Raw genomic sequence first — 24488 nt, forward strand, 5'->3', positions numbered from 1 at the left:
AAGCCCCTTTCTTTTATCTCGAAGAACTATGGTCTGAATACTTCTTGTAACCACACAACCGTGCCTTGTTTTGCGCCTTGAGCTCGAATCGTGATTCGATAGTAGTACCGCAACACACCGCCGGGCGGTGTTTTCCTTATCCCCTCAATAAGATAGGTCGGCGCAGGCACCCCGACAGGCAACAAAGGTGCCGTATATGTCACACCATCAACCCTGAAGACAGTTCCTTCGACATAGGAAATCGGGCATGTCGGCGTACAATAGCTAGTCCATGACGACACAGTATCGACCACCACACCAGGGGCTTCCACACCTGAACCGTAATAACAGAATCCATCGGTACATCCAGTATCAAATTCGGATAACCCTTCGATTGGTTTCGGTGAAGTCGTTGTAGGGTCGTTGTCGCGGACATGCTGTTCAGCATAACGCAGCCCCATTTCAGCTGCTTGCATTGCAAGCAGTCGGTCCCGCATATTTCCAGACATTCGTTCTTCCACTGTTGCCATCCTTGTAGCAGTGATACCCAATAGAGTGAGTACCAGAAGAAAGATCAAACCTGTCACAAATACTGCACCACCTTGCTTATATTGAGAACTAAGATTCTTTTTCATGGCATGGAATTTATACGGTTTCGTAAATTGATAGTCGCCGTAAATGCTCGTCGCAATCGCCTATCTGAGGGAATAGCTACAGAAGCGCCATTGCAATCAAGGTAATTTCCTGCGGATACCACATTTAGTTTTTCAGAACGAATTAGTACACAAATCCGCGTGGTCACAACTTGATTCCAATCTACCGGCGACTCTGTATATTGATCGACGGATTGATCACCATTTGTGTCTATTCCATAGAACACTTGTAAATCTTCAACATTTTCCAGCAGTACCGATCCTACTGGTGCTGCTGCTGGTACAGGAGGTATATCCGCGATATCACCCTTACACTGTAACTCAGCATTCAATGTATCAAGATTAAAATGATTCTGAATTATTCTTCCGGCAACAGTTACTCCAGCACCCTCGCAATCTCTATCGCCGACAGCGCCCTCGTATTGCACAGTTAAGGTATCGGCTACGCCTCCGGTACCATTGGTACCACTGATCGCGGTTCCTTCAAAAGCAACCTTAAAACCTGTAAAAGGAATTTCTACGTGCCCTGCTTGCTTGATACTTCGTCCAATAATTTCGAGTGCATATCGGCCACTTTCTTGAAGCCGAGCATTATCTTCTTGTTCGCGAAAAATCTGACGACTGCTAACAAAAACCGTCCCGATGACTAATAGTAAAATCAACCCCAATGTCATAGCTATCATTAGCTCAACCAAACTAAAACCTTGTTGTTTTATATGCTTAGAATTTTTGGTAGACATCATTACGGAGAAAATCTTGTTAAGAAACAACGAGTATTAACTGGAGCCCCGCCTGGACAAGCAGGGTCTGATTGACCATTCATTTCTTTTTCAATCCACATAAGCGTGATCACATAACCGGTTGCCACGTCTCCATTAACCGTTCCTGCGCCACTTGGAAGTAATCTGGAATTAGCCGTATTCCATTGTGCATGATCATAGACCGCCACTTGTGTAGCATTGCAAGTATTTGTCACACAATCGTCACTTGATGGAATATTTGCGGCAAGTGCATTGTAAGCTCCAGTTGAAACCCCAACCAAATTCGCACGCATGCGATCAGCTATGTCTTCAGTTTGCTTACTAGCAATTGAACGATAATGTGCGATATTGTTACTGCGTGCACCTGACACTATCAACGCTGCCATACCAAGCAAACCAAAAGATACAATCAAAATTGTGATAAGTACTTCAATCAGACTAAACCCGCTATCTTTAAGCGGTTTTCTCTCCGAGTAAATGCGACTCATCCACATGTTCCTGTGCCCGTTTCAGTACGTAAACGACCTTGGTTATTCAATATCAATCCTTTTGAATATGTAGCTCCTCGAGCATCACATAACAAAAATGTGTCATTAAATCCTGAAGAAAAACCATTTGCTGCGAATGTAACTCTGGTTCGCGCAGATCTTAATGTATTGCCTCCAGATAGAGCGGCGTTGACATACAAGACTAGATCCCCAACATCGACAACACCATTACCATTAGCATCCGCAAATACTAACCAGCCATTCGACCATACGGTTCCTCCTGTACAACTGGTACCATTCGTGCTCGGGCACATAGTTGTTTGACTACTACGCTTGATTGCTTCGCTCTTTGCTAGGGCAATTGAAGATGCGAAATTATTGCTTTGAACAACCAATAAATTGTCTTGGGTAAACGTGCGGTAATTAGGTACTGCGACGGTAAGCAAAATACTTGCCAGACTTAATGTGACAAGCAGCTCAATCATGGTAAAACCACATTGATACTGCAACTGATTAAAAATATGATCTTTATTCATCCTCGATATTCCGATTACTATCTTATTTCTTGCTTCTAAATTAAGCCGGATTATTTTTGTCTTTTTCTAGCGGTTGTAATTGCAAAAAACTTTAGCGAAGTAACAATGAACCACTTATTTGGCCGCATGAGCAATCGATATGACTGCCTAAGATCGATATAAGATAAAATTAGATTGACCTGAGCTTTTCATTCTTGATAAATAGATAATCAATCTTTATGAGACAGGACATAATAATCATCGGCGCTGGGATCATTGGTCTTGCTTCAGCTGAACGTCTTCTGACACAAGGTGCCAGTGTCACAATTCTGGAACGAAACAAAGTTGGACAAGAATCCTCCTGGGCTGGGGGTGGTATCTTGTCACCACTTTTACCTTGGAGCTATCCTAATGCGGTAACCCAGCTTACCGGTTATAGTAATAAACTATTTCCAACCTGGACGTCCGGCTTGATGAAAAATACCGGAATAGATCCTGAATACGACAAGTCCGGCATGCTGATATTACCGCCTTTTCAGATAAACATAGCGAACGATTGGTGCGCAGCTCACGGAATGAAAATAGAACACACTATTGTTCCCATTACTCGAATCAACGAAGAGAATGCTGAACTTGCCGGTAAAAAGATTGACGATCATGCATTATATCTGCCGGATATTGCTCAAGTACGCAACCCAAGGTTATTACGCGCGCTATATAGCCGAATTACACAATTAGGCGGGAAAATTATTGAGAACTGCAATGTTTATCCATTAAATACAAAATCTCAACAAGTTACGTCTATCAAGACATCCTGTGGGGAATTTAAAGCTGATCATTTTATCGTCAGCACCGGTGCCTGGAGTAAAGAAACATTGGGGACACATGCTCTCAAACTGGATATCAAGCCGATAAGAGGTCAAATGCTGTTATATAAATTTGACACTCCACCTATAAACCACATCGTCGCAAGGGAAGATTTCTACATTATCCCGCGCAAGGATGGTCATATCCTGATCGGCAGTACTTTGGAAGATGTGGGATTTAACAAACACACGACCTCAGCCGCGTTCGAATATCTAATTGGAAATGCAAGAGAAATCCTGCCAATACTGCATCAAATGCCTGTCAAACAACATTGGTCGGGGCTGAGGCCCGCTTCGCCTCAGAATATCCCAACTATTGGACGGCATCCAAGAATTCGTAATTTATTAGTCAGTTGCGGGCATTTTCGTTATGGAGTAACAATGGCTCCCGGCAGCGCCGAAATACTGGTTAATGAATTGACGGGAACAGCGCAACCATTTGATACCGCCTTTTATCAAGCCGGTTGGAATGATCCTTGACAAATTCAAGCTTTGGGAAGAGGAAACACCACTGACTCCACCACGCCACTTAATTCTTCGATTGTTACATCTTCGCCGATTTGCTCAGCGCCGATCTGCTTAAGGCGGGATATCACTTGCTGCACCAAAATTTCCGGAGCAGAAGCTCCCGCTGTAATACCAATATTTTTCTTCCCGGCAAACCACCCCTCCTGCAACTGCTCGGCGCGATCCACCATATAAGCCTCAACATCCGCATTTCTAGCCACTTCGCATAGCCGATTAGAATTAGAACTATTTGGAGAACCGACCACGATAACCAAATCACATTGATTGACCATTTTTTTCACGGCATCCTGCCGATTCTGAGTAGCGTAACAAATATCATCTTTCTTAGGACCGGTTATCATCGGAAACCGTTTTTTTAACGCATCAACAATCCGTGCCGCATCATCAACAGATAAGGTGGTCTGCGTGACATAAGCCAAGTTAGCTTCATCTTTGACATTCAGGGTTTCGACATCCATTTCTGTTTCCACCAGATACATACCCTTGTCATCCCCCTCAATCTGACCCATTGTGCCTTCAACTTCGGGATGTCCTTGGTGGCCAATCATAATGATTTCTTTCCCTTCCTTGCGCATTTTTGCAACTTCAACGTGAACCTTAGTCACCAGCGGACAAGTTGCGTCAAAAACTTTTAACTTGCGCTCCGCAGCTTCACGACGTACTGCGTGTGACACACCATGTGCGCTAAATATAAGAATACTATCTTGCGGCACCTCATCCAAGTTCTCCACAAATACAGCACCTTTTTTCTCCAGATTTTCAACCACAAAGCGATTATGCACTACTTCATGGCGAACATAGATCGGTGCTCCATGCATCGTTAGTGCACGCTCAACAATTTCTATTGCACGATCCACACCGGCACAAAATCCGCGCGGATTTGAAAGTAGTACTTTGATCATCTAATTATTCCTCCAACATTGGATATTTGCTCTTTTATCGAGTGCATTCGCTTGAATACACGTATGTAATAACAGAAAAATTAAAAACTTGTTGACCGCCTGATAGCGCGATATTTTCCAGCACATTAAAAGTTAATCTAAGTATTTGAAAAAAATAGATGATTCATTAACTTCATATATATCTTCCACAGCAAAACTCATTGTCTTCTAATTAAAATCAGGTCTATAACTAAAAAAATTATTCACAATTGTCATTCGCATTCTGCCTCATAAGAATGTAACGGGCTGCAAATTTTAAACGAAGAAACTATCTGTTGCCATAATTCAGAAAACACACACCACGAGAAACAATTACCCATTATTTCCATTGACTTCTTTTTTGAGAAGAAAGAAGCACACTATCCATCAGAGCCGCCAACCAAATTCATTGGCACCCTGAACACGAATCGAACGTGCGACCTACCCCTTAGGAGGGGGTTGCTCTATCCACTGAGCTACCAGGGCCAATTTAGCATTCTACGCTAATCTCACACTACGAATAAACCAGATACATGGAAATTCTTTTAAGCATCTAAGCCAAATGTTATCAATACATGCATTGCGGATAACACCGAAGTAGTTATCAGCGCATTGGCATCAATCAGTATTCCGGTAAAAATGAATTTATAGGAAATGACAATGATCTACAAAAGCACCGGGAGTTATCTATTCACAACGTTTCTCAAACCCAGTAATACTACTTACGCATACCTGAAACTTTTATATTGGTATGTGGTTCTCATTAAGAAATCGATAGCTTTGAGCTGCTACTGTTATAAAGAACACGTGCACTGCGCATCCATCAATACATGAGTACTAGTACTGTCTTCGACTGGTATTATTTGTACAACAAATGGTTGCTATCCCCATCCAATTGCTACCGGAACAATAGGATAAGAATACAATACAAAACAAGCGTTACATTTGCGTTCGTTAAGGTTATACGGCTCTAAACAAAGTGATGTGACGTCGTTAAAAACAAAAAGGACTTAATATCATGGAATGGTTAGCGATTATCTTGTCAACGATGGCATTGGGATTTATGTTTTGGTTCTTTTCCACGAACAAAGCACTTCAATTAGGGCAACTTGCTCCAGATTTCAGCTTGCCTGATCAACATGGAAAAATCCACACTCTCTCGGATTTCCGTGGAAAATGGTTAGCCTTATATTTTTACCCCAAAGACGATACCCCGGGTTGCACCAAACAAGCCTGCTCTTTTCGAGACGACTTGCAAGAGTTGGCGCGCTTAGAGGCTGCAGTCGTCGGAGTAAGTGTAGACGATACCAGCAGCCATGCCGATTTTGCACAGAAATATCAACTGCAATTTCCACTGCTGGCGGATACCAATACCCAAACTGCCACACAGTATCATTCCCTCATTAATCTGGGAATTGTCAAATTCGCAAAACGTAACACTTTTTTGATCGACCCGAATGGGAAAATTGCTCGCATGTATTTATCTGCAAGTGCATCACGAAATTCATCCGAGATAATCTCAGACTTAAAAGGATTGCAAACAACCGAACCAGGGGCAAATTCGTAAATTCCCGCTTCCTGCATTGGTAGCGATCGAAAATAGCGATTCTGACAATATTATTAGAAATACCTTAGGGAAGGAGTAAAAATGGCTAATTTTACCGAAACACAATTAACTCAATTGAAAGCCGCACTTCACAAGCGTTATCTGGATTTACAACTGGAAGTCCGCAATGAACTGGCGCACACCCAGAATATTAGCGACTCGCAGCTGGCGGAGTATCTAAACCATATTCCGGATGATATTGACACGGCATTGGTTGATCGACAAATTAATGAAATGCGCGAGCTCGAAATCTCTATGAAATACCTTAGCGAGTTGGAATTCGGCGATTGCATTGACTGTGGTAATGAAATCGGGTTTGAACGTCTGCTTGTACAACCATCCGCACAGCGCTGCATTCAATGTCAGAGCAAGTATGAGAAAGATTTTCCGAAAGAATCGACGCCTTCTCTATAGAAGGGCTATTCGCAGAAATTAAGTTCTATTTTTAAGCAAAATCAACATAGCACCTCCCCCTCCGTCAATCGATCTTGCTTGACAAAATGCCAATACATCGGTGCATTGAATCAACCAATTACCGATTCTCGTTTTTAAGACAGGCTCGCGATCTTTTGAACCAAGCCCTTTACCGTGGACAACACGAATGCAACGGTATTTATTTTGTACGCAACTTTCCAGAAAGAAACTTAATTCTTGCCGTGCCTCATCGCGTGTGAATCCATGCAAATCCAATGTTTCTTCGATTCTCCAATACCCTCGCCGTAATCGCTTCAGTGTTTGAACAGATATGCCTGGCCGCATAAAAGACCACGCATCGCCTGCTTCCATCTCGATTTCGATATGATCGGAGAGATTGTCCGCTAACGCCGTTTTATCGGTATATCTTTGTTTCTGTGGAACCGGTGAAACCTTCGCACTGCTTTGCGGCAGCTTATCCGAAGCGGGTAAGGGCGCTACATCGCGCATGGCAATGTGAAATAGCGCTTTTTCATCTTCATCATTGGCAGAGTCACTACACGTCATTGTCGTACTACAAATTCACTTCGAAATGAATCCGGATTCACTTCTTCAAATTATCCAGATATTTCTCCGCATCCAATGCGGCCATGCAACCACTGGCAGCACTTGTAACCGCCTGCCGGTAAATATGATCTTGAACGTCACCGGCTGCAAATACTCCCGGTATGCTGGTCGCAGTCGCATTCCCCTGACCACCGCCACGAGTCACGATATAACCATTTTCCATTTGCAGTTGCCCGGTAAAAATATCGGTATTCGGCTTATGGCCGATGGCGATAAAAATTCCCTGCAAATCGATTATTTTTGTCGATTGATCTTGCGTACTTTTGATACGCATGCCGGTAACACCGGATTGATCACCGAGCACTTCATCCAGAACATGATTCAACGCCAGCTTGATATTTCCATCGCGCACTTTATCCATCAGCTTGTCGATCAGAATTTTCTCCGAACGGAATTGATCACGCCGATGCACTACCATGACGCTGCGAGCAATATTGGCAAGATACAAAGCTTCCTCAACAGCTGTGTTCCCGCCACCAATTACAGCAACATCTTGACCCTTATAGAAAAAACCATCACAGGTAGCACACGCCGAAACACCGCGCCCCATGAATGCCTCTTCCGATGGCAACCCAAGATACTGCGCGGAAGCTCCCGTCGCAATAATCAGCGCATCGCAGGTATAGCTCGCCTGATCACCAATCAATGTAATCGGTTTTTCTGTCAGCTTCGCGGTATGAATATGATCAAAAATAATTTCCGTATCAAAACGCTCGGCATGTTTCTGGAATCGCTCCATCAATTCCGGTCCTTGCACCCCCATCGCATCCGCCGGCCAGTTATCAACATCGGTTGTCGTCATCAACTGCCCGCCTTGCGCCAAACCGGTGATTAATACCGGTTTTAGATTCGCCCGTGCTGCATAGACTGCTGCAGTATATCCCGCAGGTCCGGAACCAAGAATAAGCAGTGTACTGTGTTTAGTGGTTGTCATAGTTTAGTTACGAAGTAGATCAAGAACAATATTGTACTCGTAAAAAATTAAATTGCCTTCCCGGGCTTTTTCCGTGGCTATCATCGCGGATTGCTCTGCAGCCGATTTTTGATTCAACAATAAATCGCTCTTGTTCAATTCCTGATCGGGGAAATACATCTGAGTTGTTAATGCCATATAGCCAGGTTTAAATATCTTCAAGTGAATATGCGGTGGCCTCGTCCAAGTATTACTGGCCGGATAAGCACCGGGCATCACTGTCTTAAAACGATATAAACCATTATCATCTGTCCGGATCACCGCCCAGCCTTGAAAATTATGATCGAGCTTGGACTTATTGGGATCGCGGGGATGTCGATATCTCCCATTGGCATCCGCTTGCCAAATATCAAGCATTGCTTTCCCAACCGGTCTACCGGAAACATCGATCACTCGACCACTGATCACAATATATTGACCATCTGCATGAGCAATATACCCCTCGATTTGTGTCAAATCAGCATCTTTATCTTTCTGATTTGTGACCGGATAAAATGGTCCCTCCGTTTCGCTGGGCGTAGGTATCAACGCTAGAGCCTTAGCGATACCGACCCTCATTCCCAGAATGCTAGCCACACTGCTAATCAGACTTAACTGCAGCAATTTTCTACGAGTATATTTTTTCATCGAACTTCAACCACCATTCCGTGAGCACTTTACTCATTAAATTGAAAAGAAATAATCAAAATCCTAGGTTGAAACGATTACTGCGCCAATCGTTTAATTAATTTTGATGATACTTGTCACGGTTTGTTCAAAAAACGATCTTTGACATTCATGAATTTCTGCGATGCATCAAACACTTTTTCATTCGAAACACCGGAAGATTTCCTAGAATCGTAACTGAATTACAGACTCAGAAAAAATGATAATTCGGAAGAACCGGGGTCTGCGCTAATAAACTACAACCGCTCCTTTTAACCTTCAGTTCTTCGCTTAATTTGAAAAACAATCTATGGCGAAATTACTCGGGATGACAGTACTTGAGTAGTTTTAAGTCAAGATAATGAGACCATAAAGAAATAATAACTTATGACCGGCAATAGCTTACCGCAATTTTCCACGAACAACCCGGACAGATTCCGGATTTCTCACAACAAGCTTCCCATCACTCCCCACAAGATTCCCACAGTTACAAGCAGATTTGATGAATGGCAAGGAGTTAACTATTTCCGTGCAATCCAAACATTCATAATATAAATCGCCACTGGTTGGAAGTGCCGCCGGATCTGGAACAGGCTCTACGGGATAGAAGTTATAAATCTTACGCATATCGATTTTCAGCATTTTCTCTCCTTAGATGAAGGTTATTTGTTTCGCTAGGTTAACGGCAATCATCCATAGAATTGTAGGGGCATGCATCTACATGGAGGTAAGAATTTACTGATAATGACAGCTTACAGTATAAGAACAACGAAATTTGATCCACATCAAACGACATCATAAACAGAATCCAAAAACACTGAGATTAAGGTAAAATGATTTGGTTAGGTTCGTGTGGCTGGGCCAACATCAAGTGACTGAAGAATCAATAGATACATAAATCAGAAATTTTTAATAGAGGAAAATCTTAAATGAAGGTTAATAAAGGAGTTATTGGCGTTATTGTTCTTGGTGCCGCTTTAGTTGGATGCGGTAGTGGTGGTCTTCCTGAAGCGGACTCAGTCAATTGTGCGGGAAGAGGCATGGAAAAAGCGTTGGTTGAGTTCAAAAACAATGAACCCGCACGGCAAGCATTCTTAGATAAATGTAATGAAATAAACCAAGGAAAGTAACTTTTGGAAAGTTTTAAATTAAAATCACTTTCTCAGTAATATCAGTTTCTAAGATCAGTCAACGTAGGGTGATTGAGCCAGATTGCATTAAATCGAGATGATGTCTTAAATCTTAAGTAATTCGGATTACTCATCCTACATTCCGTTTTTCTTCGTAATGAGCCAGTAAACAAAGATTTTAATCCTGTTGATCTGATATTCACCGATTAGACACTACACGTGAAGGCAGTAACACCCGGATTGGGCGGGAACCGATGGTGAATTCGATCGTGCTCTCGCCCTCGATATCCCGGTTGCGGAAATAATCACCATCCACTTGTAATGGATAGGATTGTTCATGCAAAGTGCAGGCAATATGTTTCCCCGAATAATATTGCATCGGCAGATTGGCGGGTTTGTGTTGCAAGATTTTCAGTGCCTTGATCAATTCATGTTGGTGCCGCGCGCCGGGTAAGAAGCCGATCACAAGTTCATTTTTTGATGGATTTGCACTCGGCACCAGTTGCAAATTTCTGGCGTATGCAGAACTATTCGCTACAATGAGATAACCGGATTGATGATCGATAACGATTTGTTCATCCACTTGCACTGAAATCTTCGGATGGTGCAGCGAACACAGAGCCTTCAAGCCATGCCAAAGATAAATCGAATCATTCAGCGGGCCTTTACGCTTGCCGATGTTTTTGACGGTTAACGAATCCAACCCCATCGAAGCCATATGAAAGAAAGGTTTGCTGCCTTTAATCCCTCGACCGCTGATCAAACCATAATATTGCTGTATACAAAAACCGGCTGCAATCGCCTGCAAAAGGTCATTCGCGCTGGCACTCATTTCATATGAACGGGCAAACAATGACTCATTCCCCCCGGGGACGGCATAAATCGGCATATCGGTTTTATCGATCAGATTCAGTAGTTTTCTGACCGTACCGTCGCCGCCAACCACCACAACAAGATCATTCTCTTCGATCTTGTCAGCAATGCGCGAATATCCCTTGGCTTTTTTCTCGGATGGCAGTACCTCCACAACTTTACCCTGGCGCATCAGCTCTTTTGCCAATTCAACCGCCGTTACTTCAGTGTTTCCGGCACTGGAAATCGGATTGAAAATAATCAGGATTTTTTGCGGCGCTGGAATCTTGATGATCAACGGACTGGATTGAAATAATAAATTTTCATTTCTCAAAGAAAGCGACATATCAAAAATATATTTAGGCAAGATCCACGGGGATTATTTTGACTTCCGACCAAATCTGATGACACCAGGATTGATCGATCGGCGGCATCCCGGCTTTAATCCACTCCACCAAATGCTTGGCCGTATTGGGAAATGTCACGCGTAGCGCCTTCGTGATATACAGCCATTCCTCAATGATCGCTGCATCGACTGTCTGCATCGTATGCCCATAACCCAAAGCTCTTAAAGCAGCGGCATTGGATGCTTGTTCCAATTGAGCGTGCACGGGTTTCACCAGAATTTTCTTGCCTAACTGCAGCGATTCACTGGCCAGCTCAAACCCGGCATTACAAATAATACCGGCGCAATCCGCCAGGTCTTTTTGGAATCCAGCGAGCGATAAGGGCTTGCAAAAAATATGTGCAAAAGGCGATGGAATCACTTCCGGTGAATAAATATGAAACTCAAAATCTTTAAAACGTGAGAAAAGCTTGATGATATGCTGCTGGTTTTCGAATGGCAAATAAACGACTATTTTATTTTTCTGCAATTGCTCCGCATTAAAAGGCGTTTCTATGACCGGCGGCAACAATGGTTGATCGAAATGATGCCAGTGCAAGCCGATACCTAAATCGACCGGCGCAAATTTTTTTAACACCAGTTCAGACATCGGATCGCTACCGGCGCGCGGTATGTCGTATTGAAACGCGTATTGATGGCTGAAGCCAACGGTTTTTTTACCCTGCCGTCTTGCAGCCCAGGAGGTAACCGGCTCGAAGTCGCAAATCACCAGATCATAGTTACTCAAATCCAGCGCGCGAATATCCTTCAAAAAACGCAGCGGCTTTGATTGAAGCACTGTCCGCAGATGATTGATCTTACCGTTATTGGTATTGAAAGTCAGTCCTTCACGCCACTGATGACCGTTAAAAACCTCCATGTCGAAGAACTTGTCTTGCGGCCTGCCGGTAAATTGATACGTCACTTCCAGATCAGCCGCCCGGAATTCCCTCGCCATGATACGACCACGCGTAATATGGCCATTGCCTGTTCCTTGAATACCGTAAAAAATTTTCATTTTATAATTTCAGATCAGAGTCAATGATTTTACAAATCATGAAGATGTAAAATTCTAGAGACTCTGTGTGACAGTGGCATGACCGATTCTTGGCACCGGAATGACAATTCGGTTACGGGTGCACAAAACTGTCATTCAACCGGGATTGTTCAACCATTGTTTGATTTGCGCCTGGTTCCGGCGATACCACACCCCGCCGATGGCCAGCGCTTTCTGCTGAATTGCCGGATCCTTGGCGGAATCCATGTAATCCGGCATGTTGTAGTCTTGCAAGTAGTCGTTGATATAGAGCATCTGATCGCCAAGCACCAGCTCCGTATTATTGGCATTGGAAATCATCTTTTCCCTAAGAATCAACGAAGCGATACCGGATGCGGACCATTGCAACCCGCCATAGCGGCAGGCCTTCAAACCATCCATCGTAAATCTACGCCAACCGGATCCGATTGAAAGCATCCGGATGCCAGTATTCGGCCAGTATCTCTGCGCATACAAATAAGCGCTCAATCCGGGATTATTCATCCCGACCCCGCCGTCGATGCGCCAGTCGCCGTCCTGCAACCGTACCGGCGCATAAAATGAAGGCGCTGCGGTACACGCATCCGCGATTTCATGCAACCAAAAATCCGTCCGGGCGGAATTGGTAAAAACCTCCAGGAAATCACGGCTCAGATTGAAGCAAGGAATAAAAAGCGGTTTCTCTAACGAGGAAAGCTTGCAATCTTGCAGCGCCGCTTGCAGCACCTTTCTTTTCGATTCGCTTTGAAACTTCGGACGTAGCTGAAGTTTGCTGAGAAAACGGCTCATGCCATGTTCAATCATCATTGCCTGCAGCAACCGCTCTTTGACAATTTTGTGCACGAGTGCTTCAGCGCTGGTTTTCTGACCTAAAATCAAACAGGCGATCAAACCGCCGGAGGAAGAACCGGCGATCATATCGAATCGTTCGTAAGTGGATATGCCGGTGTCTTGTTCCAGACAGGCCAGCACGCTCAGTTGTATGAGCAGATGACTGCCGCCGCCGTCCAGGCTCAGCAAAAATCTAAGCGGCTTCTCTGCTGGCAAGTAATTGTTCCTGAACTAGATTTTGGTACTGTTCAAAGCGTTCGTTCCAGAATACAAGCTCCAGTGAACCGTCCGGATGTTCCAGCAGCGTCGAGCAGCTTTCCACCCAATCGCCATCGTTACAGTAAAGCACCGAATTGATTTCCCGTAACTCGGCATGATGAATGTGGCCGCACACCACGCCATCGACACCTCGCTCCCTGGCAAGATGCGCCAGCGCGTCTTCAAAACTGCTGATGTAGCTGACCGCATTCTTTACTTTCAACTTCAGGTAAGCGGAGAGCGACCAATACGAATAGCCGAAGAATTTGCGCAAGCCGTTTAAATAATGACTCAGATCCAGCAACGTGTCATACGCGACATTGCCGAGCTTCGCCAGCCAGCGGCTGTGTTTGACGATCATGTCGAATTCGTCGCCGTGCATCACCAACAACTTTTTGCCGTCCATGGTGGTATGCACGTAATCCTGATGAATCTCGACATTCCCGAATACATGACCGGCGCAATCGCGTAACGCTTCATCATGATTGCCCGGCACATAAATCACTTTGGTGCCGTGTTTGGCTTTCCCCAGAATGGAGCGGATTACATTGGTATGCTGTTGCGGCCAATAGGGTGTTTTTTTGATGCTCCAAAAATCGACAATATCGCCAACCAGAAACAGATAATCGGTTTCGACCGAATGCAAGAAATGCAACAATGCCTCCGCCTGGCAACCGCGGAAACCGAGGTGCACATCGGAGATCCACACACTTCTAACTTTGATTGGCGCTTTATCTGTCATCATGAATGCCCTTATAGGATATTGATGACACGGAAGTTTAGAGCGGTATTGTTAAGCGCATTTGAACAGTTGATGAAATATTTATGAACTTTTGATGAAGCGATCAGACCCTGAAGCAGCAAGCGGAGAACGATCTCACGCCGTTGACCGGATAGGCCTCACCCGCAACGATTTGAAAAGACGATGAATCCAATCGAGCATCCTGAACCAGCAACGTATCGACTGCCAGTAATTCGCTCGCGATATCCGCAGGTTTCAAATCGCAGCGGACGCCACGAATCAATCCAATCAGTTTCAACGAATCCAAGCCAAATGAGTCATCCAAGCTCAGCGATTCAAAATAGACCTTCTTGCCGGAGGAATCGATTTGGCAAAAGTGATCGTGCAAGCGGCACATCATTCGAATCTCTTTTTCATATTGCCAGCTCGCAAATTTTGCCGCGATGAATGCTTTCAAATCGGGCTCGGAAAATCCACCACGCTGCATTGCGGCATCAACATCTGAGCGAAAGCGCTCGGGCTGATAATGAACAGGAATCATCAGGTCATCGGGAATTTCAAACACCAACGCCACACCACGTTGATGATCGGCATAATGACTCCACAGCACGGGATCGTGATAGTTTTCGCAAAAACAGATGGCACCGTATCGATCATTCGCTTGGTTCTTGAAAGCTTCCAGCTTGATCCGGGCATCCGCATCGGAAAAATCCGTAGCACACAATTGAAATGGATCGTTCAGTTCATTGATGCGCGCAATTTTCAAGCGGCGGTCACGCATGGCTCGCAGCGTGAATTCGGAAGACGTGAAGTGGTAAACGATCATGGGTAAATTGCTCGAAGTAGTATTTTCATAACATCATTCCTATTATGCCCGGCTTGGCGGCCAGCATTCTTATCCTTTAGAGAAGCTCTGAAATAGTATGATTTCTTAGGGAAACTCTGAAAAAGTGTGATATTTTTTAAATTTCTCAGAATCCTCATTATAAAAAAGACCGAGATGCGCAGAGGACAATCAAACTCGCCGTAAATCTCATGTTTTTTGTGACAGCAGAGTTTTTTCTGCAATCATTTTGTATGTTAGGGGCGCAGCTCTCCTGTATAGCCCGCATCAGCACTGACGGTGCTTTCCTCGCCGTGCAGTAGTTTGTCGACCTGGGTAACGTCAGCTACATTGGCGGGCGTACCCACGACACTGTGCACCAAGCCCGGTCTCTCATCGACACCAATGTGAGCCTTCATCCCAAAGTAGTACTGATTGCCTTTTCTGGTCTGGTGCATTGCCGGATCACGCTTGCCATCTTTATTCTTGGTTGAACTGGGTGCATGGATCAGGGTGGCATCAACAATAGTACCCTGACGCAGCGACAGACCGCGATCTCCCAGATAACCGTTGATGACAACAAGAATCTCTGCTGCCAGATTGTGTTGCTCCAGCAACCGGCGAAAGTTAAGAATGGTGGTTTCATCCGGAATCCGATTCAGGTCAAGATCAGCAAACTGGCGCAAGATCATAGTCTCATACAGCGCTTCTTCCATGGCCGGATCACTGTAACCAAACCAGTTCTGCAACAAATGCACTCGCTGCATTGCCATCAGGGGATAGCTGGGGCGGCCGCCTTCTCCACGCGGATAATACGGTTCAATCAACCCGGTCAATCCCTTCCATGGCACTACCTGTTCCATCTCCTTCAGGAATAATTCCTTGCGGGTCTGCTTGCGTTTGTTCGAGTACTCAGCGTCTGCAAAGGTTATCTGTTTCATTGGTTGGCTTTGAAGGGGGAAATACCTGTATTTTGTCAGATCAATCACCGTTCGGTACTTCTTCAGAGCTTCCCTAGGAAGGCGGTGTCAAGTGCTGCAGTAGTCCCTACTCATTTATCAGGTGCAATTATTGATCATGTGTGTCAAAAAACTCTAGTAGGTGTCAGCGCTTACAGATAATTAAACCGATAGATGGAATAATGGAATCTCATGATTCTTACTTTTCATGAAAAACCGCACCAGTCAGTGCAATGGCATACGGATGGCTGGAAAATTTTAGAACCCGGTGAGACCTACTCCTTCAGTGAGGTATGTTGATTTTCATGGAGTCTGAAGTCTCACAAAATGAAGACATGAAATGGAGGAAGAAGATGGGATTACCGTGCACACAATATAGTCAGGAATTTGGAAAGGAATCAATTAAATTTTTCAAAGAAAGTGAATTGACGCTGGTTGAAGCGGCAAAGCGACTGTCATTACCGAAAGGGACGCTAAAGAACTGGGTTTATGCTGACAAACGGGGAAAACTCGCTGTAATAGGCAAGCGTCAGAAGGCGCTGACTGTGTTCATGTGTCAACGACTCGATGTATCCGAGAGTGGTTTTCATGCACGAAGCTCTCGCCCGCTTTGTAAACGTAAGCAGGAAAATGCAAGACTGGAAATAGAAATACTGGGCGCACACCACCGTACACGGGAGACCTACAGTGCGAAGCGCTTGTATCATGACTTTTGGCGGATCACGGGATACAAACCACGTCATACCGCGTTCGAACATTGCGCAAGACTATGGACTCCATTTTGACAGTGCACCTCACCAATAGGAATACCTAACACAACCTGCGGACGGGAGGGAAAGGCTTGACCAGATCAAATAGTATCGTTATGCGAAAGTTCTGTCCTATCTATGCGTTTGTTAGGAAAGATATATCTGCACCGTTAAGCTGCACCATGCAGACTTTTTGGTTCTCATTAAAATAGAAAATAGACTTGGTCTTGCTTCCCCTAACAAAATACTTTGCCCCCTGACAACCTAAATGATAGAAAAATGATTACTAAATTATCCGTAGTTCTAAGCTTAATCGCCGCTCTGTTTTTGAATGGGTGTAATCATGCAGAACATGAAACGCATCATGAGTCGCCAAAACTTGAGGCAACGACACCGTTCCGTAAAGACGTTTCTTTACCTAGTCAATATGTCGGTCTGATTAAAGCTATTATGCATATTGAAATCCGCGCTTTGGAAAAGGGCTACTTAGAGAGTATTTTTGTGGATGAAGGGCAGTGGGTAAAAGAAGGACAGCCCATGTTTCAACTTATGGCCAAAGTTTATCAGGCAGAATACCAAAAAGCGAAAGCCGAAGCGCAATTTGCAAAGGTCGAATACCTTAATACCAAAGGTTTGGCTGATGAGAATATCGTATCGCCCAATGAGCTTGCTTTGGCAAAAGCAAAACTGGACAAGGCTAATGCAAGGGTGATGTTAGCGCAAACCCGCTTGGGTTTTACCGATATCAGAGCACCTTTTGACGGAATTATGGGTCATTATCATGCCAGGATCGGCAGTCTTCTCGATGAAGGCGAGTTGCTGACGGAACTATCTGATATCAGACAATTGTGGGTCTATTTCAACGTTCCAGAAGCAGACTATCTGCATTTTAAAATGGAAGAAGGCGACAAACAGGGTGAAGCCGTACAACTAAAATTGGCAAACGGCAACATTTATGATCACACGGGTGTCATTGAGACGATTGTAGGTGATTTTGATAGCAATTTCGGCACTATTCAATTTCGTGCCTTATTTCCTAACCCTGACAAAATTGTCAGACATGGTGAGACAGGAACCATCCTTTTGACCAAGCATTACCCAAATGCCATGATTATTCCGCAAAAAGCGGTGTTCGAAATCATGGATAAAAACTACGTCTACGTCATCAATGAAGAAGAAAAGCTGGAGCAAAGGCTTATCCATATAGAAGCCGAGATGACAAAACTGTTTCTTATTAAAGAAGGCCTTAATGAAAGCGACAGAGTGTTGCTTGAAGGTATACGAAGAGTTAGTCCTGGAGACAAGGTGAGTATCAATTTAAGACCGCCCGAGGAGATTGTCCCGGAGTTAGAGTTGTATACCGAATAACTGTTTAGTTTAAGGATTAAACCATGTTTAGTATCTTTCTTAAACGCCCTGTGATGGCGATTGTGATATCACTGATGTTCTTGTTTATGGGTTTATTGGCGATGAAATCATTGCCAGTCGCCCAGTTTCCAGATATTGCACCGCCTCGGGTCACGGTTTCGCTATCATTTCCCGGTTCCAGTGCCGAAGTATTGGTCAAATCGTCTTTGATCATCCTGGAGCGTGCTATCAATGGCGTGCCCGGCATGAGGTACATCACTTCGGATGCAACCAGCGCCGGCGAAGCGACCATTCAAGTGTATTTCGATCAAGGCGTTGATCCCAATATTGCGATGGTCAACGTGAAGACGCGTGTGGATCGGATGACGAGCAGGCTGCCAGCACTGATGAACTTGGAAGGCGTGTTCGTGAACTTCGTCCAGCCCAGCATGCTTATGTATGTCAATCTCTTCAGCACGGACAAAAACGCTGATCAGAAACTTTTATATAATTACGCCTGGGTCAACGTCATTCCAGAGATTCAGCGCATTAGTGGAATCGCCCAAGCGAACATACTGGGTGCTCGCCAATATGCGATGCGCATTTGGCTGAACCCGGAGCGGATGCGAGTCTATCATGTCTCGGCAGAGGATGTGATGAATGCCATAGGAGAACAAAGCGTTATCGGACGTCCCGGTCGTCTCGGGCAAAGCACAGGCAAAGCCGCCGAGTCCAAGGAGTATGTGCTGGTCTATAAAGGGCGTTTCAATAAGCCGGAAGAATACGAAAACATTGTTATCCGGGCTTCTCCGGAAGGTGAGATTTTGCGCCTAAAAGATATAGCTGAGGTCGAACTGGGTGTTTCGTCTTTCAATATTTACTCTGATAAAGACGGATACCCTTCGGCGTCTATCGTGCTTAAGCAAAATTACAACACTAACGCGCAAGAAGTTATAGCGGAAACGAAGGCAAAACTGGAAGAATTGAAAAAATCCTTCCCGGAGGGTATGGACTACGCAATCAACTATGATGTGTCGCGTTTCGTCGAAGCGTCCATCGAACAAGTGTTACACACCTTGGTAGAAGCCTTCATACTGGTTTCCCTGGTAGTTTTTATTTTTCTTGGCGACTGGCGTTCTACTTTGATCCCCATCCTCGCGGTACCGGTTTCGCTGGTTGGAGCATTCGCCGTTATGTCCGCGTTCGGTCTTTCTATCAACCTTATCACCTTGTTTGCTTTAGTGCTGGCTATTGGTATTGTGGTCGATGATGCCATTGTGGTAGTGGAAGCTGTGCATGCAAAAATGGCCGATTTGCATTGCGGCGCTTATGAAGCTTCTCGAAAAGTATTGGGAGAAATCGGCGGCGCCATTGTAGCGATTACGCTGGTCATGGTATCGGTATTCATTCCTATTGCATTTATGCCAGGACCGGTTGGGGTGTTTTATCGAGAATTCTCTATCACTATGGCATCGTCGATCATTATTTCAGCAATTGTGGCGCTATCGCTTGCTCCGGTATTGTGTGCCATGATTCTTAAAAATACTCATGGTCAGCCGAAACGAAAAGATCCCATCAGCCTTTTCATCAATGGTTTTAATTTTGTTTTTGAAAAAGTCACCGCGCGTTACACCCGATTGATGAACGTCATGGTCACCCGGCGCATTGTCACGCTTTTGATATTGGCCGTGTTTTCCTTCGGTATTTTCGTGGTCAGTAGAATCTTGCCTTCCGGCTTTATTCCCGGCGAAGACCAAGGCATGATTTATGCGATTATCCAAACGCCGCCCGGCTCAACCATCGAAGTAACCAACAAAGTGGCACGAGAACTGGAAATGCTAGCTGAAAAAATCGACGGTGTTCAATCAATTTCTTCTCTGGCTGGGTATGAAGTACTCACTGAAGGTCGCGGGTCAAATGCAGGGACCGTTATTATCAATTTGAAAGATTGGTCAGAGCGTAAACATTCTGTAACGGAGATTATCGAAGAGTTGGAAGAAAAAAGTCATGACATGGGTGCGGTCATCGAGTATTTTCAACCTCCGGCTGTGCCGGGGTACGGCGCGGCATCGGGTTTGTCATTTCGCTTGGTAGATAAGACACTAGATACAGACTACTATGAATTCGATGAGCTTACCAAAAAGTACATGAAAGCATTGCGTGAACGTAAAGAGCTGACCGGTTTGTTTACTTTTTATGCGGCCAATTATCCACAATACGAACTGGTCATCGACAATGTGCTTGCCATGCAAAAAGGGGTTACAGTCAAAGATGTGATGGATCAGCTGAGCATCATGATCGCCAGTACCTATGAATACGGCTTTATCCGTTTCAATAACTTTTTTAAAGTATATCTTCAAACCTTGCCGGAATTTCGGCGTAGCCCCGAGGAAGTGCTGAAATTATTTGTGAAAAATGATAAAGGTGAAATGGTACCGTTATCCGCCTTCACGACCATGGTGAAAAAGCAGGGACCCAACGAGCTCATGCGTTTTAACCTCTATAACTCGGCAGCAATTCGCGCTGAACCCGCAAAAGGTTACACCACCGGCGACGCCATCAATACAGTCCTGGAAGTCGCAGAAGAGATCCTGCCAAAAGGTTTTGACATTGCCTGGGAGGGCTTATCATATGACGAAGCCCGCCGGGGCAACGAAGCAGTGGCGATTTTCTTTGTCGTTATCTTGTTTGTCTACTTGGTGCTGGCCGCGCAATACGAAAGTTTTCTTTTACCCTTGGTCGTAATACTTTCTCTGCCTCCCGGTATTTTTGGTGCTTTCCTTTTATTAAATGAATTAGGGCTCGCCAATGATGTGTATTCACAACTGGGAATGGTGATGTTAGTTGGTTTACTCGGGAAAAATGCAGTATTGATTGTCGAATTTGCATCCCAGAAGCAAGCCCAAGGCATGACGGTTATGCAAGCAGCGATTGCGGGTGCACAAACTCGTTTCCGACCGATTTTGATGACGTCATTTGCTTTCATAGCTGGGTTGGTACCCTTGGCGATGGCCACGGGAGCGGGGGCAATCGGCAACAGGACAATTGGTACCTCAGCGCTGGGTGGGATGATTTTCGGTACCGTGTTTGGTGTCATCATTATTCCAGGGCTTTATTATATATTTGCCAAAATAGCCGAAGGTAGAAAATTAATTAAAGATGAAGACCTTGACCCCTTAACCGAGACTTATAAATATGGCCCTCCAGATGAGATTAAAGATGAAGACATTGGCCCCTTAACCGAGACTTATGACTATGTTCCTCCAAAAAATGAGATCAAAGACTAAAATATTTCAGATTATTGCTTCAAGCGCGTTGGTACTTACGCTGCAAGCCTGCATACCTGATTCGTTCATCAAAAAAGAAGACACACATCTTCCCACTGTTTTTAAAGAAGGTGTTTCGGATGAGGACAATGCGGCAAATATTAAATGGGAAGATTTTTTTAGTGACCCTAATTTAGTAAGCTTGCTGGATATAGCTGTTGAAAATAATAAAGAAATTAATATCATGATGCAGCGTATCAATATTGCACGGAATGAAATTCAAGCACGCCGAGGCGCATACTTGCCATTTGTAAATATTGGTGGTGGTGCAGGTAAGGAAAGAGTCGGCGAGTTTACACGCTTTGGCGCTGTTGAAGAAAATCTGCCAGTAAGGGAAGGCCGGCATTTTCCTAGGTACGTGGGGGATTATCACTTTGGGCTGTTTTCAACCTGGGAGATAGATATATGGAAAAAGTTGAGGAATGCGAAGAAAGTCGCTGTTTTCGAGTATATGGCGTCAGAAGAAGGTAAAAATTTTTTAGTGACTAACCTGGTCGCTGAAATTGCCCATTCGTATTATGAACTACTTTCCTTGGACAACCAGCTTAACAATTTAGAGTCAAATATTAGTATCCAGAAAAATGCTCTGAAGTTGGTCAGGCGCCTGCAAGAGTACGCAAGAGCAAGTACACTTGCCATCAAACGCTATGAAGCAGAAGTGGCAAAAAACAAAAGCAAACTATACCAAATTAATCAGAGCATTACTGTTGTTGAAAATCGGATAAATTTTTTGCTAGGGAGGACGCCGCAACCTATCCAGCGTACTTCTGGTAGTTTTATGGAGTTCAAACCCTTCATGCTTAAGACAGGCATTCCGTCACAATTGCTGCAAAATAGGCCTGATATTAGGCAAGCAGAGCTTGAGCTATCGGCGGCGGCATTAAATATAGAGGTGGCCAGAGCTGAATTCTATCCCTCCTTTGGCATAAGGGCTGGAATAGGATTTGAAGCTTTTGCAGTTAAGTATCTGATCAATACTCCAGAGTCATTGGCGGCCATGATCGCGGGAGATTTAGTGGCTCCATTGGTCAATAGGAATGCCATTGAGGCGGAATATAAAAATGCCAATTCCAGGCAGATTCAGGCAGCTTATGAGTATGAGCAAAGAATTATCAGAGCTTATACTGAAGTAGCGAATCAAGTTTCAAATATCAATAACCTCGACAAAAGCTATCAGCTTAAGTCAGAGCAAGTTGAAGCGCTCAGCAAATCAATTGATATCGCTAACAATCTATTCAAATCTGCTCGTACGGACTACCTGGATGTGCTGTTGGCACAAAGGGAGACCTTGGATGCCAAAGCGGATCTAATTGAAATGAAACAAAAGCAAATTGACGCAATGGTGGATCTTTATAGATCACTTGGTGGAGGGTGGCAGTGAGCCTCAGGTATCTCGATTTCATCCATCCATGGCTGGGTAGGGTTTAGTTTCGGCGGCAACTACCTTGACATCTATCGGGATTGAGGTCTATATGGGTCTGTCGCGTAATTGGCGAATTAGTGTTTTTATGCAAAAAAGCTTGCTGAATCGCCCCGGGTTTGCAGGAGACTCTATTTCTTGAGAGGATAGGGTCATGAAAAAACAAGTAAGATATTCGCCGGAGGTTCGAGAACGGGCAGTCCGGCTGTTGCATGAATACCAGGGGGAGCATGCGTCGCAGTGGACTGCGTTGGAATTGCCCTATGAAAGTTAACTTGGCAATACCCGACAAGCCCCCCTAAGATCGCTTAGCCAAAATCAGTTTTAGTAAGGTTAATCCCAAAGAATAAGTTTTACTAATGGCGATAAGTAAAGTAGAATGCATCTTTACAATGTATTATTAGTAAAGACTGCGGAGGTTAGCGATGCCAAGAGTAAGTGCAAAAAGACAAATTACATTACCTGTTGCCGATTGTGAAGAACTGGGCATCCAGCCAGGTGATGAAGTGGAAATTTTCCGTCATGGAAATCAATTCAATATCATTAAAAAAGAAGTTGGTGTGGCAGCGGGTCTATTAAAGGGAACCAAAGTAAACCATGCTGTCAACGATGGTCAGTCAAGACAGAACCATTTTGAATGATTTCAATAGATACCAATGTGTTACTTCGGTATCTATTGGCGGACGATGCAGTTCAACATGCAAAGGCAAAAAGCCTAATTAAAAATAAATGCCCTGTATTGATTACAGATGTTGTTTTAGCTGAGACAGTGTGGACACTAACTGGCAAACGATACAACCTAGACAAAGCCGCTGTATGTGTTGTTGTGCGCGGCTTGATAAGTGATGGCGCTTTTATCTTTGAGAACTCCCAGGTGATTTGGTCTGCACTGTGCGATTATGAAGAAGCCAAGGCAATAAGTGGCAAAGAACTCGATTTTGCCGATTCACTCATTGCCAATAAATCGCACTTTGTCGCAGAGGATATCGGCTTTTCATTGTCAGCTTTTTACAGTTTTGATAAAGCGGTAACACAATTAAAAAATGCCAAAAATATTTAAACCAGACTGTTTAGGCATTATAAATCAGTCTGTTAATGGTATACTTCCAATTGCTAATAAATAGCGCACTGCAAGGACGAAGCTGACAATGTGACCAAGGTTGAATACACTGCAGACGAGTTGGCGCTCTTTGCGGCTGACACATTTTCCTATAGTATCGCAGAAGACACTCTCAGCATCAGTGATAGCGATCCTACAACCACGGATCGGACTCATACACGCCTTCGTTAATAGAGGCAGGCAAACCACAAACAGTTGTCACAATGATTAGGGGTTGGGGGTTGGCCTTGACTAAACACAACCAACTTTATTTTCGTCATAAAATCACCGTGCGTAGTCTAGGGAATATGATAGAAGTAATTACTCCAGCTGGAGTGATTCTTTGAATAGAAAATCGTCAATTTCAGTTAAGGCCGTATTAAAATGACGGAAATTCAGATATGTTCGGATACGTTCCTGATGTTGGAAAACGGTTTTCTGCCATTCTGCATACAAGCCGATATTCTGGCTTGGGATGTCTAGCTGTGTACTGACATAAACCAGTATATCGTCAATCACCTCAAGAGGATGTCCGGTTGGAAATCGGTGAGAGCAT

General features: G+C 44.3%; 25 protein-coding genes, 1 tRNA gene and 1 pseudogene. 10 read left to right on the forward strand and 17 right to left on the reverse strand.

What is annotated here, in order from left to right; all coding sequences use genetic code 11:
* Positions 1 to 26 precede the first annotated feature (26 nt).
* From KF839_RS12735 to KF839_RS12750, 4 genes are read right to left on the reverse strand one after another with little or no spacing between them, the layout of a single operon-like run.
* The gene (locus KF839_RS12735) at positions 27 to 614 is read right to left on the reverse strand and encodes a pilus assembly PilX family protein (protein WP_292918224.1); all 588 of its coding nucleotides are present in this window, start codon (positions 612 to 614) and stop codon (positions 27 to 29) included.
* Positions 611 to 1372, reverse strand: coding sequence for a PilW family protein (locus KF839_RS12740; RefSeq protein WP_292918225.1), 762 nt, complete (start codon positions 1370 to 1372; stop codon positions 611 to 613). Before KF839_RS12740 ends, KF839_RS12735 begins: the two co-directional genes overlap by 4 nt.
* 2 nt (positions 1373 to 1374) lie before the next feature.
* Positions 1375 to 1881, reverse strand: coding sequence for a type IV pilus modification protein PilV (pilV, locus tag KF839_RS12745; protein ID WP_292918226.1), 507 nt, complete (start codon positions 1879 to 1881; stop codon positions 1375 to 1377).
* Positions 1878 to 2417, reverse strand: coding sequence for a GspH/FimT family pseudopilin (locus tag KF839_RS12750; RefSeq protein ID WP_292918227.1), 540 nt, complete (start codon positions 2415 to 2417; stop codon positions 1878 to 1880). Before KF839_RS12750 ends, pilV begins: the two co-directional genes overlap by 4 nt.
* 218 nt (positions 2418 to 2635) lie before the next feature.
* Here KF839_RS12750 and thiO point away from each other — a divergent pair, with 218 nt between their 5' ends.
* Positions 2636 to 3742: a glycine oxidase ThiO gene (thiO, locus tag KF839_RS12755; protein ID WP_292918228.1), complete on the forward strand. Its 1107-nt coding sequence runs from the start codon at positions 2636 to 2638 to the stop codon at positions 3740 to 3742.
* 5 nt (positions 3743 to 3747) lie between these two features.
* Here thiO and ispH read toward each other — a convergent pair whose 3' ends face one another.
* A complete protein-coding gene (ispH, locus tag KF839_RS12760) occupies positions 3748 to 4692 on the reverse strand; it encodes a 4-hydroxy-3-methylbut-2-enyl diphosphate reductase (protein WP_292918229.1) in 945 nt (314 codons plus the stop codon).
* A gap of 428 nt (positions 4693 to 5120) precedes the next feature.
* A tRNA-Arg gene (locus KF839_RS12765) sits at positions 5121 to 5196 on the reverse strand.
* A gap of 532 nt (positions 5197 to 5728) precedes the next feature.
* Here KF839_RS12765 and KF839_RS12770 point away from each other — a divergent pair.
* Both KF839_RS12770 and KF839_RS12775 read left to right on the forward strand, forming a co-directional pair.
* A complete protein-coding gene (locus KF839_RS12770; RefSeq protein WP_292918230.1) occupies positions 5729 to 6277 on the forward strand; it encodes a peroxiredoxin in 549 nt (182 codons plus the stop codon).
* Between the two features lie 81 nt (positions 6278 to 6358).
* Positions 6359 to 6730, forward strand: a complete 372-nt coding sequence (locus KF839_RS12775) for a TraR/DksA family transcriptional regulator (protein ID WP_292918231.1) — start codon at positions 6359 to 6361, stop codon at positions 6728 to 6730.
* Positions 6731 to 6748: 18 nt separating this feature from the next.
* On the opposite strand, the gene KF839_RS12780 is transcribed toward KF839_RS12775, so the two are convergent.
* The 4 genes from KF839_RS12780 to KF839_RS12795 all read right to left on the reverse strand — a co-directional run bounded on the left by KF839_RS12780 (position 6749) and on the right by KF839_RS12795 (position 9617).
* Complete coding sequence (locus tag KF839_RS12780) at positions 6749 to 7297, reverse strand: Smr/MutS family protein (RefSeq protein WP_292918232.1); 549 nt, start codon at positions 7295 to 7297, stop codon at positions 6749 to 6751.
* 37 nt (positions 7298 to 7334) lie between these two features.
* Positions 7335 to 8291, reverse strand: coding sequence for a thioredoxin-disulfide reductase (gene trxB / locus KF839_RS12785; protein WP_292918233.1), 957 nt, complete (start codon positions 8289 to 8291; stop codon positions 7335 to 7337).
* A gap of 3 nt (positions 8292 to 8294) precedes the next feature.
* The gene (locus KF839_RS12790) at positions 8295 to 8957 is read right to left on the reverse strand and encodes a dioxygenase family protein (RefSeq protein WP_292918234.1); all 663 of its coding nucleotides are present in this window, start codon (positions 8955 to 8957) and stop codon (positions 8295 to 8297) included.
* A 420-nt stretch (positions 8958 to 9377) separates the two neighbouring features.
* Positions 9378 to 9617, reverse strand: a complete 240-nt coding sequence (locus KF839_RS12795) for a hypothetical protein (RefSeq protein ID WP_292918235.1) — start codon at positions 9615 to 9617, stop codon at positions 9378 to 9380.
* Positions 9618 to 9904: 287 nt separating this feature from the next.
* On the opposite strand from KF839_RS12795, the gene trbK reads away from it, so the two are divergent.
* The gene (gene trbK, locus KF839_RS12800; protein ID WP_292918236.1) at positions 9905 to 10105 is read left to right on the forward strand and encodes an entry exclusion lipoprotein TrbK; all 201 of its coding nucleotides are present in this window, start codon (positions 9905 to 9907) and stop codon (positions 10103 to 10105) included.
* 199 nt (positions 10106 to 10304) lie between these two features.
* Here trbK and KF839_RS12805 read toward each other — a convergent pair whose 3' ends face one another.
* From KF839_RS12805 to KF839_RS12830, 6 genes and pseudogenes are all read right to left on the reverse strand, one after another.
* The gene (locus tag KF839_RS12805; RefSeq protein ID WP_292918237.1) at positions 10305 to 11324 is read right to left on the reverse strand and encodes a diacylglycerol/lipid kinase family protein; all 1020 of its coding nucleotides are present in this window, start codon (positions 11322 to 11324) and stop codon (positions 10305 to 10307) included.
* Positions 11317 to 12360 (reverse strand): MJ1255/VC2487 family glycosyltransferase, encoded by a 1044-nt coding sequence (locus KF839_RS12810; RefSeq protein ID WP_292918238.1) that lies wholly within the window; start codon positions 12358 to 12360, stop codon positions 11317 to 11319. Before KF839_RS12810 ends, KF839_RS12805 begins: the two co-directional genes overlap by 8 nt.
* Positions 12361 to 12495: 135 nt before the next feature.
* Positions 12496 to 13425 carry a patatin-like phospholipase family protein gene (locus tag KF839_RS12815; RefSeq protein ID WP_292918239.1) on the reverse strand — a complete coding sequence of 310 codons (930 nt, stop codon included), beginning with the start codon at positions 13423 to 13425 and terminating at the stop codon, positions 12496 to 12498.
* Positions 13403 to 14212: a UDP-2,3-diacylglucosamine diphosphatase gene (locus KF839_RS12820; protein ID WP_292918240.1), complete on the reverse strand. Its 810-nt coding sequence runs from the start codon at positions 14210 to 14212 to the stop codon at positions 13403 to 13405. Before KF839_RS12820 ends, KF839_RS12815 begins: the two co-directional genes overlap by 23 nt.
* Before the next feature lie 100 nt (positions 14213 to 14312).
* Positions 14313 to 15035 (reverse strand): DUF2971 domain-containing protein, encoded by a 723-nt coding sequence (locus KF839_RS12825; protein ID WP_292918241.1) that lies wholly within the window; start codon positions 15033 to 15035, stop codon positions 14313 to 14315.
* Positions 15036 to 15292: 257 nt separating this feature from the next.
* Positions 15293 to 15973 (reverse strand): annotated as a pseudogene (locus KF839_RS12830) (IS5 family transposase); the annotation flags it as partial.
* Between the two features lie 371 nt (positions 15974 to 16344).
* Here KF839_RS12830 and KF839_RS12835 point away from each other — a divergent pair.
* The 6 genes from KF839_RS12835 (at position 16345) to KF839_RS12860 (ending at position 23893) form a co-directional block, all read left to right on the forward strand.
* Positions 16345 to 16776 (forward strand): hypothetical protein, encoded by a 432-nt coding sequence (locus KF839_RS12835; protein ID WP_292918242.1) that lies wholly within the window; start codon positions 16345 to 16347, stop codon positions 16774 to 16776.
* 243 nt (positions 16777 to 17019) lie between these two features.
* Positions 17020 to 18108: an efflux RND transporter periplasmic adaptor subunit gene (locus KF839_RS12840; protein ID WP_292918243.1), complete on the forward strand. Its 1089-nt coding sequence runs from the start codon at positions 17020 to 17022 to the stop codon at positions 18106 to 18108.
* A 23-nt stretch (positions 18109 to 18131) separates the two neighbouring features.
* Positions 18132 to 21374: an efflux RND transporter permease subunit gene (locus KF839_RS12845; RefSeq protein ID WP_292918244.1), complete on the forward strand. Its 3243-nt coding sequence runs from the start codon at positions 18132 to 18134 to the stop codon at positions 21372 to 21374.
* A complete protein-coding gene (locus KF839_RS12850) occupies positions 21358 to 22794 on the forward strand; it encodes a TolC family protein (protein ID WP_292918245.1) in 1437 nt (478 codons plus the stop codon). The genes KF839_RS12845 and KF839_RS12850 overlap by 17 nt, the downstream gene beginning before the upstream one ends.
* A 464-nt stretch (positions 22795 to 23258) precedes the next feature.
* Positions 23259 to 23474, forward strand: a complete 216-nt coding sequence (locus tag KF839_RS12855) for an AbrB/MazE/SpoVT family DNA-binding domain-containing protein (RefSeq protein ID WP_292918246.1) — start codon at positions 23259 to 23261, stop codon at positions 23472 to 23474.
* Positions 23471 to 23893, forward strand: coding sequence for a PIN domain-containing protein (locus KF839_RS12860; protein WP_292918247.1), 423 nt, complete (start codon positions 23471 to 23473; stop codon positions 23891 to 23893). Before KF839_RS12855 ends, KF839_RS12860 begins: the two co-directional genes overlap by 4 nt.
* Positions 23894 to 24253: 360 nt before the next feature.
* Here KF839_RS12860 and KF839_RS12865 read toward each other — a convergent pair.
* A partial coding sequence (locus KF839_RS12865; RefSeq protein WP_292918248.1) for a DUF4158 domain-containing protein occupies positions 24254 to 24488 on the reverse strand: 235 nt, incomplete at its 5' end.

The organism is Nitrosomonas sp. (genome assembly GCF_019635155.1).
Taxonomy (GTDB): Bacteria; Pseudomonadota; Gammaproteobacteria; order Burkholderiales; family Nitrosomonadaceae; genus Nitrosomonas.